We start from the raw sequence: 14,568 nt of genomic DNA on the forward strand, positions 1-14,568 counted from the left end.
AACTCCGATTTCCGGGGCCTGAGAGACCATTCATGTTGACGTCGATAGCAATTCACCAGCCAGACATGAACCGCCGCATAAAAATGACTATTAGTGAGATCCATGTCACGCTGTCTCGGGGCGAATCATACCCCAAACACATCGTTACTGCTACGAAAATAACCATAGAATGGATCGATTGCTGCAATTAATGGCTTTCTATTAACAAAAATTGCTTAAACAGGCGGAAAACAGGTGAAATCCCTTACTAACCATGTTCACCTCTCACATATTCCTCATGATTTCCAGTCCCCTTATTCCAAAATCAGCAGTGATATCTCTGGCGGTTATTTGTACGACAAAGTGCCCCACTTGAGTTGACGCCCCGGAATCCTGTAGAGTCGGGCCACCTTCCTTACATCCATCACACAGGGATAACAGGTGCAACAGCTGGACAAATATAAAGAGAACGACCTGAGAGAGGTCAAACAACTAGGGCTGTGGGCTTCCATCGCCGGGCTGGGATACATTTTCTGGCTGGTGGGCGGAATGGAGATCATCGAGCGTCTGGCCTATTACGGGGTAAAGGCCACCGCAGGCATCTATGCCAGCGATCCCGCATCCAAAGGCGGTCTGGGGATCACCATGACCGACTACGGCATCATCATGTTCGTCTTCGCCCTGACCCAGACCACGGTGCCCATCGTCACCGGTGGCCTGTCTGATCGTCTGGGTTATAAGGAGACCATCGCCCTCTCCACGGTCATTAAGATTGTCGCCTACCTGATCATGGCGTTCTTCCCCAGTTTCCTGGGCTTTACCCTGGGCGCCATGACCCTGGCCTTCGGCACCGGCATCTTCAAGCCGGGCATTCAGGGCACCATGGTGAAGGCGGTACCCCGTGAATCCACCACCATGGCCTGGGGCATCTTCTATCAGCTGGTGAACATTGGCGGTTTCCTCGGCCCCCTGGTGGCCGTACAGCTGCGTCAGCTCTCCTGGGACCACCTGTTTTTCGCCTGTGCCGCCATCATCTCGCTGAACTTCCTGTTTTTGCTTATGTACACCGAGCCGGACAAGCAGGAACGTCTTGAGCGCAAGGCGGCGGTGAAGGCGGGTCAGATCAAACAGCAGGCGCTGTGGAAAGACTCCCTCAACGAAATTCGCAAGCCCCTGGTGTTTGGCTACATGTTTGCCTTCTCTGGCTTCTGGTTCATGTTTAACGCCATGTTCGACGTGCTGCCGGTACACATCAAAGAGTGGGTGGACACCTCCACCATCGTCACCGACATCTTTGGTGCCGGCGGTACCCAGAACCCCTTCCTGATCGGTCTGATGGGGCTGAACCACGAAGGCACCAAGGTGATGCCCGACTTCATGATGAGCATCAACTCCATCATGATCGCCACCTGCTGCTTCCTGGTGGCCGCAGGCACCGCCCGCTTCCGCATCATGAGTTCCATGCTGGCCGGAGCCCTGTTCTGCACCGGTGCCATGCTGCTGGTGGGCTTTACCCCAGGCGCCTGGTTTATGATTGTCTCCATCGTGGTGTTCAGCCTGGGTGAGATGCTGCTCAGCCCCAAGAAGGGCGAGTTTATGGGCAACATTGCGCCCGCAGACAAGAAGGCGATGTACCTGGGCTTCGTCATGCTGCCTCAGGGGATCGGCTGGACTCTGGAGGGCTTCATCGCCCCCTGGCTGTATGACATCTTCGCCTCCAAGGAGCGCATCTCCCGGGACTACCTGGCGGAACTGGGCATGGCCAAAGACACCATTGCCGGGATTCCCCAGGGCGAGGCCTTCGACCGTCTGGTGGCCTTTGCCAACAGTACTCCGGAGCTGATGACCCAGACCCTGTATCAGGCCAACAACATCGGCCTTGCCTGGTACATCATCGCCACCGTAGGCGCCATCTCCGCCGTCGGCATCTACATCTACGCCAAGATGGTGTTCCGCATTCAGAAGGCGGCTACGGCCTAAGGTTTACGCCAAACACGTAAAAAAGGGGAGCCATTCGGCTCCCCTTTTGTTGTTCTGCAGCGCCCTACAGCTTGGCCAGTTGCTCGTCGCTCAGGGTCAGGGCCTCATTCTTATTGACGCCGATCCCCCGCTTGAGGATGTCCTCGGCGATGGCCTTGGCCTGGTCCAGGGAGTGCATCTCATAGGTGCCACACTGGTACTCATTCAGCTCCGGGATCTGCTCCTGGTTCTCTACCGCCAGCACATCCTTCATGCTCGCTTCCCAGGCCTCACCCACCTGCTGCTCGGTTGGGGTGCCAATCAGGCTCATGTAGAAACCGGTACGACAGCCCATGGGCGAGATGTCGATGATCTCCTGCTCGCCCTGGTTGAGGTGATCCCGCATAAAGCCGGCAAACAGGTGCTCCAGGGTGTGGATGCCCCGCTCGGAGAGAATCTCCACATTGGGCACACAGAACCTCAGATCGAACACCGTGATGGTGTCTCCTTTTGGGGTGACCATGGTTTTGGCCACCCGAACCGCTGGCGCCTCCATTCGGGTATGATCAACGGTAAAGCTATCGAGCAGTGGCATGGGCAAGCTTCCTTCTATACGTCTATACGTCTATACGGCTAAACCATACTCCCAGATTCTGCCGAGATCAATCCCGATGCAGGGAGCCCCTGGAGTTATCGTAGGCCTCTTCACTGACTTGGTGATAACGGCGCACCCCTTTGTAGAACTCCAAATAGCTGTCATACACCCGCTTCATCTGAGGATCGGTGGCCGCCTGCTCCGCGATCACCTCCTGGGTGGTGGATCGCAACGCCTCCAGCACTTCATCGGGAAACGCCCGAAGCTCGATGTTGTGGTCCAGCACCAAGGCATCCAGGGCTTCGATATTGCGCATGGTGTACTCGTCGAGCATATCCTGATTGACCCCTTCGGCGGCATTAATCACAATCGCCTGCAGGTCCGACGGCAGGGCGTCAAACGCCTTCTGGTTGATCAGAAACTCGAGGATGGTCCCCGGCTCCTGCCAGCCCGGATAGTAGTAATAGGATGCGGCCTTATGCAGCCCCACCGCCAGATCGTTATAGGGGCCAATCCATTCGGTGGCATCGATGGCGCCGGTCTGCAGGGCAGTAAACAGTTCACGTCCCGGCAGGGTCACAGGCACCCCACCCAGTCGCGAGAGCACTTCACCACCCAGTCCAGGCAGACGCATCTTGAGCCCTTTCAGGTCCTCCAGTGAGTTGATCTCCTTATTAAACCACCCGCCCATCTGCACGCCGGTGTTGCCGCCGCGCAGGGGTTTGATCCCGAAAGGAGCGTAGAGCTCGGTCCACAGGGTCATGCCCCCGCCATACTGCAGCCAGCTGTTGACCTCCTGGGCGTTCATGCCAAAGGGAATCGAAGTGAAAAACTGCGCCGCGGGTATCTTGCCCTTCCAGTAGTAGGAAGCACTGTGACCCATCTCGGCATTGCCCTGAGAGACCGCGTCGAACACCTCGAAGGCGGGCACCAGATCGCCGGCCCCGTAGACAATGATGGTCAGCCGTCCTCCGGACATCTGGTTGACCCGCTCGGCGAAGCGCTCCGGAGCCATGCCAAGACCGGGAAAGTTCTTGGGCCAGGAGGTCACCAATTTCCACTGGTAGAGTTGTTGCGGGGGCTGAGCCTGTACCTGCTCAGCCTGTCTCTGATAGCAGCCAGCCAAAATCAGGAGCGCGGCAGCAAGAGCAATAAAACGCATAGTTTTCCTCCCTCATAACGGCGGTAATTACCGTTAACACAGGTGTTTATATTAATTATTAACCATTTATGCGAGACGGCAACTCGTTGGCTGTGCGCAATCACTGCTAGGGGGCAAGCTGTTCAAGGCCGATGGCAACGCTTCCATTCAGGGTCCGGAAGGCATTATGGGCTCCTCCCGAGCCAAGCTGAGCGGTTTCGTTGCCAGCACTACTAAGGGTAAACCACGGAGTCCAACCCCACAGTCCGTTACATCTATCTGGGGGGCAACCACCCAGTCGGCGCTCCGCTCGCCAGGGTCTGAGGTTTATGAATAAATTTGATAGCAGATTCAAGTACAAAAAGCGAACATCTGTGGGGGAAAGGCCGGGGTCACACTGGAAAGAAAAACGTCGCCTGATGGCGACGTCTACGTTATCCGTTCAGTGAACCTGTGCACCCCGGTGTCTTCGGCGCCTGAGCGCGCTCCTGCCACTCCTGGGGGGTATAGGTATGCAGGGCCAGGGCATGGAGGCCGGCCTCAAACTCCGCCTGCAGCAGATCATTGATGCTGCGGTGGCGGGCCAACAGCCGTTTCCCCTGAAACTCTTCACTGACCACCACCACTTTGAAGTGGGTTTCGGCATCCTTGGGGGTACGGTGCATGTGGCTCTCGTTGATCACCTCCAGGTGGGTGGGTGCCAGAGCCTGGCTCACCTTGGCTTCAATGGCCTGATGAATCGACATCGCTGAACTCCTTGCTGTGTTGAGGCTCCCTTATACCCCCGGGACAGGGCGAACTCAAGCCCTGGACCAGTAGCCGGGGGTAATGCGGCGGAAAGTCAGGCTGATGCGCTCGGCCTCAATGCCGGCGCGAGGGGGCAACTGATGTTTGCAGCGGCGCTGTGCCTCAGGCAGCAGTTGCAGCAGGCTGCCATGGGGCATCACAAACTCCTGGGTCTGGCCTTCACCGCAGCGCAGTTGCAAGGGACGGGCCTGACCCAGGGAAAGGATGGCCACCTGGGGCTCTGAGCCCATCTCTGGCTCATTATCGCTGTGCCAGCCCATCTTGTCCTGGCCACTGCGATAACGGTTGGCCAGTACGGTGTTATAGCGAATGCCGCAGTGCTGGGACACCGACAGCATCAGTGCATCCAGCCAGGGGGGAAGGGGTTCGGGGTCCAGCAGGGTGCCGGAATAGCGGTACTGGCAGTCCGGCTCCCCCAGCCAGCACTGCTGTCTGGGAATCAGGTGCTCTTTACCGAACACCCGCACCTTGGGCTGCTGCCAGTTCAGTGTCAGACAACGTTCCAACAGTTGATCCGAGCGTTCAACGGAGAGAAACCGGCTCCAGTAGCGGGCCAACTCTTCCTCCCCTTTGTGCAGCCTTTGGGGAATCAGGCACTCATCCAGAGTCATCATCAGTGAGCCAGGGCGACTCGGTCCGCCCCCCGGTTGCAACCGCAGGCCCGGGCACGCTGCAACTCAGACTCTATCACCTGGCTCAAGGCACGCAGTGGCGCTTTCAGCAGGCCTCGCAATGCCGCGCCCTGACCGCCTCCGGCTCCGGTACCCGGCAGCTCCTTGACCTCAACCCCCAACTGATGATGCATCAGATCGGCGAAGTGAGACAGGTTGGCGTCCAGCTGCAACATGGTGGCTTCACAGGCGCCGCGCTGGAACCCATACAGCCGGGACGCCCCGCGTGGGCCACACAAGGGATTATGGTTGAGACAGGCTACCTCGACGGAGACCTGGGCAAGCCTGGGGTCCAGGGCAGAGGTATCAATGCTGGCCAGTCCGGCCAGACCGGCGCCACCACGATCCGCCTCTTCACCGAAGATGTTGCCCATCCGGGCACCGAGCGCCTGAGCCAGGCCCAGGCCGCCGTCATTGGCTGCACTGGCCCCCAGGCCGACGATGATTCGGGAAGCGCCGGCATCCAGGGCAGCAAGAATCAGCTCTCCGGTGCCGTAGCTGGTGGTGTCCATGGGGTGGCGTTGCTCACTGCCCAGCAGCTTAAGACCATTGGCCTGATCGCTGTCGATGACCGCAGTAATGCCGTCACCCAAGAGGCCGAATTGAGCCTGGCGTGAGCGGCCTAGGGGATCGGTTACCGTGCAGGCTTCGAAGCGGCCGCCAGTAGCATCCACAAGGGCAAGGAGCCGACCTTCTGCGGTTTCGGCCAGGGACGTGTGGCTCTGCTCGACGCACAGCGACAGGGTGGGACGTCGTTTCTCGATGGCATCCTTTACCTCCTCAGTGGGGTTCACCGTTCGGTGTGAGTCTTGGGCAGTGACAACTTTCATCGATTCGGTCCTCTTCACCAGGCTGTCGAAGATCACAGAGAGAGACAACCTCGGTTACACCTGGATCACAGTCGTTCAACAAACACACTATGACATAGGGGCGGCGCTGCTTCTTTGGACGATTGACCGAATCTGAAACGAAAAACTCTCGCCATCTTTGTGCGCCTGCACAAAAACAACGAGAGTTTGGGAGGAAAAAGGCCGGTACTGCGGGGCTAGCGACTCAACAGGGCCAGATAGAGCCGAGTGCGATCCGGTAGACGATTTAGATCTAAACCTGTCAGGCTGCTGATCTTATCCAGCCTGTATCTCAAGGTATTACGGTGGATGTGCAACGCACTGCAGGTACGGCTGAGATCGCAGTCCAGCTCAAAGTAGCTGGTCAGGGTCCGACGAAGTACACCGTTGCCGTCCTTGGCGATCAGCTGGTCCAGGGGATCAAGCAACTGCTTGCGTCGCCAGGAATCCTCCTGCAAACCGCTCACCAGCACAGGCAAAACATTATCCTGATAAAACAGAACATCCCCCAGGCTGCCGGGCGCATCCAGGGTGGCCTTGGCGGTGTCGTAGGAGTGAGCCAACCCCCGCAGTCCCGGAAAATACTCTCCCAGGGCAATGCGAATATCGAAGGCGGCCTCGCCCCGGATGCGGTTAAGCAGCTTATCCACCCGGCGCCGTTCCCGTTCCACCGACCAGCCCTCGTCAGTGAGCTGCACCGGTTTAAGCACCACCACCTCGTTGTCGGTCACCGAGGAGATGGCCACCAGGTTGTTGCGCTCAGGGTACTCCAGCAACTGAACCAGACGCTTCAGGTGCTGGTGATCCGGCGTATGTTGATCTTTGGAAAACACCTTGATGATGGCGGCAATCCTGGGCTGAGTGAGATCCAGCTCCAGCCTGTGGGCCAGTGACAACAGCTGGGATTCGTTGAGATCGCCACCGTGGATCAGGCTGAGCACCAGTTCATCCCGGTGACGCTTGCTCCACTGGATCTGATCCATCAACGCCGCCTGCTCAACCACCATCTCGGCGGTCATCTTCACCAGTTCACCGTAGTTACGAACCTGTTCAGGTTTACCGGAGATCCCCACCACACCTATGGGTTTGCCCTGAAACAAAATGGGCAGGTTGATCCCGGGCAACACCCCTTTCAGGCTGGCCGCCATGGCATCGTCAATCTCCAGCACCCGGTTGTCACCCATGGCGATGATCGACCCTTCATGCTTTTGGTTCAGGCGTTTGGGATCTCCGGAGCCAATGATCCAGCCATGCTCATCCATCACCACAACGGAGAACTGGATAATCTTCATGGAGCGCTCCACGATCTGGCGCGCGATGGATTCGGTAAGTCTCATGATTTGGCCAAGTGCATAATTCCTCGCAGCAGTGTGCCACGAGGCCCCTATGGCGGCAATGCGCCTGACCAGGATTCGAGGCATCGCCTAGCGAAAAACCAGAGAGTCCAGCACCCCCATACCGGAATGTACGCCCCCCTCTGCAACCTCGGCGGGCTTGCTTCTCACCAGGTAACCGGCATAGCCACTGTCCCCATAGGCTTGCTGGCCATCGATGTGTACCGAAAACAGCCCGATTTCGCTCACCAGCTCAGGGACCACCAGCGCCTGGCCGTTTCGGACCAGCAGAGCGGCCTGTCCCCGGGCGGCCGGCCTCAGCCGCCTCATCAACAACCAGGCGGGGTACTCCGGCGGCTTCATGATCGCCAGAGGCGCAGCCATCTCTTCACCGAAGAGGCAGTGTCCACCGCCCTCCCCCTGATTCTTCAGCACCCAGTTGTCCAGCGGTTGCTGGTCCAGCCAGGCCAGGGTCTGAGCGGATACAGGAAAGCTGGCCTTCAGCAACGGCAGGATAAGGCGAGCCTGCTCCTGAGTAAGGCCAAAGCGTGACAACTGCTGGGGCGACATCTGCCCCAGTAACAGCTGAACCCGTTTGCTGGTGGCCAACTGCTGAGCCACCGTGGCATTGATGGCCACCCGGTGCCGCTCCATAAAGATTCGCGTCTTGGCGAGGGCCTCACTGCAGGGCTCATGGCGGATATCGTTGGCCACATAATCGCGATAATGGTAACCGGCCCTCAGGTAGACAAAGTCGATGCCGCCAACGCCGCGCAGCAGCAGTCGTCGATTCGCTCCGGTGGATAGGGCACCATAGAGTTCGCGAAAGGTGCGCCGCACCGTAGTAACGCCCTGGCAAAGCAGCTCGGTTTCCAGCAGCCTCTGGTCGTAAATGTTGTCTTCCCCCTCCTGCACCACCATCAGCATCACTGGCTTGCCCGGTTGGCCGGACTCCTCGCGAACCTGCTGGGCCGCCGAGGCGATTCCCTGCCCCAGGCGTGTCAATGCCGGATTCGCTACCAACTCACCGGAGTGTGGCGGGGACCAGCGCATGAAATGACTCGGATTGCGTTGCTGCAGAAAACTGTGCAGTTCATGGATTCGCTGGCCAAAGGGGCCCATTCCCGCCGCGATGCCATTGAACTCCACCAGTTGGTAGCCCAGCTCACTGTCCTCTAAGAAGTCGCTGCGCATGATCAGCACCGGCAAGGGACGATAGGGTGTCGCGCCCGCGTGAATCCGCCGATGCATCCGCAGCAACCCGCTGAAGAAGGGGTCCCCCTTGGCCACTGGCGCAATGGCTTGCTCAAGAAAATCACTGTCCTGAGCCACCCCGTGGATCAGCCGCCCAAGCAGACTGGCTGCACGGGCGAGCCTGGCGTAATCGTCGCGATCTATGACCGAAGGTGAGAGGCTGAAGGGGACCTGTCGCATCAGGTGCGCCTCCACCTTGAAACCGACCCCGTGAGAGAGGCTCCAGTTCACCGCCGCCATAACCTCATCACGGGTCTCCCCATGTTGTACCGCTGGCTCCTGCGGGGATCGCCGAGTCAGAGTGTGTACCATTCGCTTAGACCTACAGTTCCACAATAATAGAAATATAGGCAACTCTGACTCAGGGCTCAACAGATATTTCGACAAAAGCAGAATTGTCGAGATCTTACGGGTCACTGACCCCGGTGCGTTTGGCCGTCGCAGCATCTTCTGCCACAATAGCGCCACCATAATTTCAGCCTCTATACCATGTCCGATACCCTGAACCTGGAAACCCTCACCCTGAGACTCCGCCGCTTTCCTGAGACCCAGCAAAGCGATCTCATTGCCTGGGACGCCGCCGATGAACTGTTGATGCTCAAAGCCCTGCCCGAAGTGAAGGGACAGCTGCTGATCATCAATGATCACTTCGGTGCCCTGGGCTGCGCCGCAGCCAGGCTGAACCCCATCTGGGTCAATGACTCCTATGTCGCTCATCAGGCCCTGAAGCAGAATCTGGACCTCAATGCCCTGTCCCAGCCAAGCCGCTGCCTGGCGGACCTGCAGCCGATCGATGAGTCGGTGGATCAGGTGTGGATCAAGCTGCCACGCAACCTGAGGTATCTGGAGTATCTGCTGGACTGGTTGAATGCCAACCTCGCCGAAGGCACCACTGTGGTGATCGCCGCGCGCCTCAAAGAGATGCCCACCACCCTCAAAGGGGTAACCGAGAACTACCTGGACGACATCCAGCCCTCGCGCATTCGCAAGAAAGCCAGGCTGCTCAGCGGCAAGACCTGCGGTCGCCGCGCCCGCACTCCTCTGGTGCTCGACTGGCAGGCACAGGGCACCGATTTCCGACTGGAGAACCACCCGAATACCTTTGGCGGACAGAAGCTGGATGTGGCCGCTCACCTGATGCTGCAACACATCCCCACAGGCCATCAGCGCATCATCGACCTGGGCTGTGGGAATGGCATCCTGTCGCTGGCCGCCGCCAGGGCCAATCCGGATGCCCACATTCTGGCGGTGGATGAGTCCTGGCATGGCGTGACCAGCTGCCGGGCCAACTTGGCAAAAGTGCTGCCAGAGGCGCAGTTCCAGGTTCTCTGGAACGACTGCCTCACCGATCAGGAACCGGAGAGCGCCGATCTGGTGCTGTGCAACCCTCCTTTCCACCAACAACAAGCGATCACCGACCACATCGCCTGGCAGATGTTCAGGGACGCCAAACGCACCCTGGCCTCCGGCGGACGACTGCGAGTGATTGGCAACCGCCATCTGGGCTATCACATCAAGCTCAAGCGCCTGTTTGGCAAGGTGGAAACCGTGGCAGCCAATGCCAAATTTGTTATTCTCGATGCCATCAAATAGATTCCGGCCAAGGAGAAAGGAACCAATGAGATCTCTGCTGCCCCTGCTGGGTGCCCTGCTGCTGACAGGCTGTGCCTCCGCCCCTAACACCCTGATTTTGTCACCGGATGCCCCCATAGTGCAGCCGGGCAGCCAACAGGGCGCCCTGGCACTGACCAGCGTCGACCACCGACCCGAGCAGTTTCTGGTGGAGGTGCGCAAAGATGACGGCGCCGCCGAACTGCTCAGCCCCGCCGAGCCCCCGCGGCAGCTACTGGAACAGGGGGTGCGTGATGGCCTGAGCAAACTGGGGTATCGCATCGACCCGGCAGCCAGCGTCACCATGAGCCTCTCCCTCAACAAGCTGGTGATGAAGATTGACCAGGGCACCTTCTCCCACGATGCCACCACCAATCTGGTGGCCACCGTGGAGGTCAACAACCTGGGCAGCACCCTGACCAAGGAGTACCGGGTACGCAGCAGCTTCTCCGGGCCCCTCAAGCCCGAAATGGCCCGCATCGAGCGGGAGATGAATGACCGCCTCAGCCAGCTGATGAGCGACATCGTCAACGACCCCGAACTGCACGAACACCTGAACTAGGAGCACGGATGCGCATTCTCACCGCACTGATCTTCTCTCTGCTGCTCTCCCCCGCCTGGGCGGACGAGATTCAGAGTGACAACCTCTTCCCCCAGGTGAAGATGGAAACCAGCCTGGGCACCATGATTGTCGAGCTGGACCGCACCCGGGCACCGCTGACCGTGGACAACTTCCTGCGCTACGTAGTGAAAGGGGCCTACGACAACACCAGCTTCCATCGGGTGGTGGCGGAGTTTGTGGTCCAGGGCGGCGGCTACACCGCCGGCGGCGACCCCATTGACGAAGGTGACAAGCTGTTCAATGAGTCCGGCAATGGCCTGTCCAACGAGTACGGCACCATCGCCATGGCCAGGGAGAAGGAGCCCCATACCGCCACCAACCAGTTCTTCTTCAACCTGGTGGACAACACCAGGCTGGATCCCTCCCGCCGCCGCTGGGGCTATGCCGTATTCGGCATGGTCACCGAAGGCCTCGAGGTACTCGATGCCATGGGCGAGGTGCCCGTGGAGTATGACCCGGACATGGGGGCACAGAGTAAGCCGGTGAAGCCACTGCTGCTGATCAAAGCCACCCTGATGCCGGAAAGCTAACTCTTGGTTGACCACCTGAAACAGCGATTCGGCGCATTCTCCGTCTATCTGCACCGCAGGGTGCTGCTGTTGCTGGCCCTGGGTTTCTCCTCGGGCCTGCCGCTGATGCTGGTGTTTGGCTCCCTCTCCTTCTGGCTGAGGGAAGCGGGCATCGACCGGACCACCATCGGCTTCCTCAGCTGGGTAGCCATGGCCTACAGCATCAAGTTTCTCTGGGCTCCGCTGGTGGATCGCATGCCGCTGCCGCTGCTGACCCGCGCCCTGGGACGACGACGGGGGTGGATGCTGCTGGCTCAGGTGGGACTGATCCTCGGCCTGGGGGGCATGGCCAGTTCGGATCCCACCACCAGCCTGACCGCCCTGGTGGGCTTCGCTCTGATGGTGGCCTTTTTCTCCGCCACTCAGGACATCGTGGTGGATGCCTTCCGCATCGAGACCGCCCCCGAGGAGATGCAGGGGGCCCTGGCCGCCGCCTACCAGACCGGCTACCGCCTGGGGATGATGCTGGCCACCGCCGGCGCCCTGGCCATTGCCGCCTGGGCCGGTGGTGACCAGGGTTACAATCCCATTGGCTGGCAAACCGCCTACCTGTGCATGGCCGCGGCCATGGGGGTTGGCATAGTCGCCACCCTAATGGCCAAGGAGCCACAGATCAACGGTGACAGGCTGGCTCTGGAGTCACTGCCAACCCTGGAGCGGCTACTGCATCTGCCCGCTCCCCTGCAGAAGCTGATGATGTGGGGCTACACCGCCGTGATCTGCCCCTTCCGCGACTTCTTTGACCGCTTTGGCAAGCAGGCCCTGCTGATTCTGCTGCTGATCGCCAGCTATCGCATCGCCGACGTGGTGATGGGCGTCATGGCCAATGTGTTTTACGTGGACATGGGGTTCAGCAAGGGAGAGATCGCCACCATCACCAAGGTGTACGGGGTGATCATGACCATGGTCGGCGCCGCCGCCGGTGGGGTGCTTATTGTCCGTTTCGGCACCATGAAAGTCCTGTTTGCCGGTGCCGCCTCCGTAGCCCTGACCAATCTGCTGTTTGCCCTTCAGGCCAGCGTAGGCCATGACACCACCCTGCTCACCCTGGTGATCGCCGCCGACAGCTTCAGCGCCGGTGTCGCCACCGCCGCCTTCATCACCTACCTGTCCAGCCTGACCAACGTGGCCTTCTCCGCCACCCAGTACGCCCTGATGTCCTCCATGATGCTGCTTCTGCCCAAGTTCCTTGCCGGATTCTCCGGCGCCCTGGTGGATGCGGTGGGCTATGAAACCTTCTTCTTCATCTGCTGCCTCTCCGGGCTGCCTGTGCTGCTGCTGATAGTGCTGGCCGGCCGTTGGGCCCCCGCCAAACCAGGCGAGGCCCGATGACCGCAGCCGCATCAGGTTACAAAGTGTCCTTTGCCAAAGCACTCAATCTAAAGGTAAATTGAGCTCATCTTACCCACCCCCTCCACACACATTGCTGGGGGTGGGGGACATTGCTTTTCGCAAAGGGAGTCTTAATGAATCTGCGATACCTGTGCCTGACCCTGATCACTTTGGTCCTCAGCGGCTGCTCGGTGATGGAGTACAACACCCGAGACAACACCGTTTCCAGCAGCCTGGTCTCCTACCTCTATCCCGACGAGGAGAGCCGCACCCAGCACACTCCCGAACTCCCGCTGATCACGCTGCCCGCCAAGGTCGGGCTGGCCTTTGTTCCCTCGGACAACTGGCGCACAGACGAGCTGAGTGAAGCAGAGCAGCTCTCCCTGCTGCGCAAGGTGAAACAGGCCTTCGGTCAGCATCAGTATGTGGATCGCATCGAGATCATCCCCAGCACCTACCTGAAGGGCGGCAAGGGGTTCACCACCCTGGAACAGGTCGCCCGACTCTATGATGTGGAGCTGATGGCCCTGGTCTCCTATGACCAGGTGGCCCATACCGAGGAGAATGCCGCCTCCCTGCTCTACTGGACCATAGTCGGCATGTACGTCATCAAGGGCAATGATCACCAGGTGCAGACCTTCGTGGATACCGCCGTATTCGACGTGAAAAGCCGTAAGATGCTGTTTCGGGCCCCCGGCCTGAGCAAGCTGGACAGCCGCACCACGGCCGTGGCCAAGGAGGGGGCACTGGCGGAGCAATCCATGGAAGGGTTCAACCTGGCGGTGACCGAAATGACCACCAACCTGGAGAACGAACTCAGCCGCTTCGAAACCCGGGTCAAAGAGGAGAAGATCGCCAGGATAGAGACCCGCCCAGGCTTCAGCAGTGGCTCAGTGAGTGGTCTGCCACTGTTGATTGGTGCCCTGCTGCTGGTGTGGCGACGGCGGCAGAGCGCCTAAGCTCATCGCCCCCATCCGGGACAACCAAAGGGGCCCGTCGGCTCATCCACAAAAGCCTGAGAGCCGGCCCCCTCGCCCCAGTTTCCGCTTCGACCCGCACCGAAGTGAACTATCACCCTAGCTGCTGGTGTGAACCAAGCCCCCTAAATGTCGGGTAAAGCACTAGACTCCACCCATACAGGCAGTAGACTCGTTTCCAAAGACGACATAAGGATAGGAACTCTCATGCGCATCAAGACACTCATCGCCACTCTGGCCCTGTGCCTGACCGCCACGGTGCAGGCCCACTCCTCTGGCCACGATGAATCCCTGGACTTCGGTACTCCGGTGGACGCCGGCAACATCACCAAGATCTCCACCCTGATGGCCAGCCCGGACAGCTACCTGGACAAACAGGTGACCATCGAGGGCACCATTGTCGCCGTGTGCGAAAAACGCGGCTGCTGGATGAAGGTCGCCTCGGACAAGCAATTCCAGAATCTGCGGGTCAAGGTGAAAGACGGTGAGATGGTCTTCCCTGTGAGCGCCAAGGGCAGCACCGCCATCGCCACCGGCAAGCTGCAGAAGCTGGAGTATGATCTGGAGCGGACCCGTAAGATGAAAGCCCACTGAGCCGAGGAGAAGGGGGAGAAGTTCGATCCCGCCAGCGTCACCGAGCCCATGACCATGTACCAACTGGTCCCGACCGGCGTGAGCATCCTGGAACAGTAAGATGGCAAACAGCTGATACTCACAGGGTGGCCCTCAGGGCCACCCTGCTGTTTTCGAGCCTCCCAATTCAGGGACAATCACCCAAAGACGTCTCGACTCCAAGGCCAGATCAGCCCTATATTCTTACCCATACTAAGAGCGGCAAAATCAGTAACGGAAACAAACTTCCATCGCCT

14 protein-coding genes are annotated in these 14,568 nt (G+C 59.4%); 7 read left to right on the top strand and 7 right to left on the bottom strand.

From position 1 onward, the window contains the following. Nucleotides 1-420: 420 nt before the first annotated feature. Nucleotides 421-1,959: an MFS transporter gene (locus ACN0RV_RS05085; protein ID WP_417346159.1), complete on the top strand. Its 1,539-nt coding sequence runs from the start codon at nucleotides 421-423 to the stop codon at nucleotides 1,957-1,959. Nucleotides 1,960-2,023: 64 nt separating this feature from the next. Here ACN0RV_RS05085 and luxS read toward each other — a convergent pair whose 3' ends face one another. The 7 genes from luxS to ACN0RV_RS05120 form a co-directional block, all read right to left on the bottom strand. Then, a complete protein-coding gene (gene luxS, locus ACN0RV_RS05090) occupies nucleotides 2,024-2,533 on the bottom strand; it encodes an S-ribosylhomocysteine lyase (RefSeq protein ID WP_417346161.1) in 510 nt (169 codons plus the stop codon). 67 nt (nucleotides 2,534-2,600) lie between these two features. Beyond that, a complete protein-coding gene (locus ACN0RV_RS05095) occupies nucleotides 2,601-3,695 on the bottom strand; it encodes a TRAP transporter substrate-binding protein (RefSeq protein ID WP_417346163.1) in 1,095 nt (364 codons plus the stop codon). Between the two features lie 413 nt (nucleotides 3,696-4,108). Beyond that, nucleotides 4,109-4,420, bottom strand: a complete 312-nt coding sequence (locus ACN0RV_RS05100; protein WP_417346165.1) for a BolA family protein — start codon at nucleotides 4,418-4,420, stop codon at nucleotides 4,109-4,111. Between the two features lie 54 nt (nucleotides 4,421-4,474). Further along, on the bottom strand, nucleotides 4,475-5,095 hold the full coding sequence (locus tag ACN0RV_RS05105; protein ID WP_417346166.1) for an alpha-ketoglutarate-dependent dioxygenase AlkB family protein: 621 nt from the start codon (nucleotides 5,093-5,095) through the stop codon (nucleotides 4,475-4,477). After that, nucleotides 5,095-5,982, bottom strand: a complete 888-nt coding sequence (locus tag ACN0RV_RS05110) for a glycerate kinase (protein ID WP_417346168.1) — start codon at nucleotides 5,980-5,982, stop codon at nucleotides 5,095-5,097. Before ACN0RV_RS05110 ends, ACN0RV_RS05105 begins: the two co-directional genes overlap by 1 nt. Before the next feature lie 215 nt (nucleotides 5,983-6,197). Further along, nucleotides 6,198-7,337 (bottom strand): sugar diacid recognition domain-containing protein, encoded by a 1,140-nt coding sequence (locus ACN0RV_RS05115; RefSeq protein ID WP_417346170.1) that lies wholly within the window; start codon nucleotides 7,335-7,337, stop codon nucleotides 6,198-6,200. Nucleotides 7,338-7,424: 87 nt separating this feature from the next. Further along, entirely contained in the window at nucleotides 7,425-8,900 is a 1,476-nt protein-coding gene (locus ACN0RV_RS05120) for a glutathione synthase (protein WP_417346172.1), read from the bottom strand. A 177-nt stretch (nucleotides 8,901-9,077) separates the two neighbouring features. Here ACN0RV_RS05120 and ACN0RV_RS05125 point away from each other — a divergent pair, with 177 nt between their 5' ends. From ACN0RV_RS05125 to ACN0RV_RS05150, 6 genes are all read left to right on the top strand, one after another. Then, nucleotides 9,078-10,181: a methyltransferase gene (locus tag ACN0RV_RS05125; protein WP_417346174.1), complete on the top strand. Its 1,104-nt coding sequence runs from the start codon at nucleotides 9,078-9,080 to the stop codon at nucleotides 10,179-10,181. Between the two features lie 25 nt (nucleotides 10,182-10,206). Continuing rightward, nucleotides 10,207-10,761: a YajG family lipoprotein gene (locus tag ACN0RV_RS05130; RefSeq protein ID WP_417346176.1), complete on the top strand. Its 555-nt coding sequence runs from the start codon at nucleotides 10,207-10,209 to the stop codon at nucleotides 10,759-10,761. Nucleotides 10,762-10,769: 8 nt separating this feature from the next. Then, nucleotides 10,770-11,351 carry a peptidylprolyl isomerase gene (locus ACN0RV_RS05135; RefSeq protein ID WP_417346178.1) on the top strand — a complete coding sequence of 194 codons (582 nt, stop codon included), beginning with the start codon at nucleotides 10,770-10,772 and terminating at the stop codon, nucleotides 11,349-11,351. Between the two features lie 3 nt (nucleotides 11,352-11,354). Further along, nucleotides 11,355-12,722 carry an AmpG family muropeptide MFS transporter gene (locus ACN0RV_RS05140; protein ID WP_417346180.1) on the top strand — a complete coding sequence of 456 codons (1,368 nt, stop codon included), beginning with the start codon at nucleotides 11,355-11,357 and terminating at the stop codon, nucleotides 12,720-12,722. Nucleotides 12,723-12,856: 134 nt separating this feature from the next. Beyond that, entirely contained in the window at nucleotides 12,857-13,681 is an 825-nt protein-coding gene (gene rhlP / locus ACN0RV_RS05145) for a rhombotarget lipoprotein (protein ID WP_417346182.1), read from the top strand. A gap of 225 nt (nucleotides 13,682-13,906) precedes the next feature. Beyond that, complete coding sequence (locus tag ACN0RV_RS05150; protein ID WP_417346184.1) at nucleotides 13,907-14,293, top strand: DUF4920 domain-containing protein; 387 nt, start codon at nucleotides 13,907-13,909, stop codon at nucleotides 14,291-14,293. The last annotated feature ends 275 nt before the right edge of the window (nucleotides 14,294-14,568 follow it).

It is taken from the genome of Ferrimonas sp. (assembly GCF_048263965.1).
Classification (GTDB): domain Bacteria; phylum Pseudomonadota; class Gammaproteobacteria; order Enterobacterales; family Shewanellaceae; genus Ferrimonas.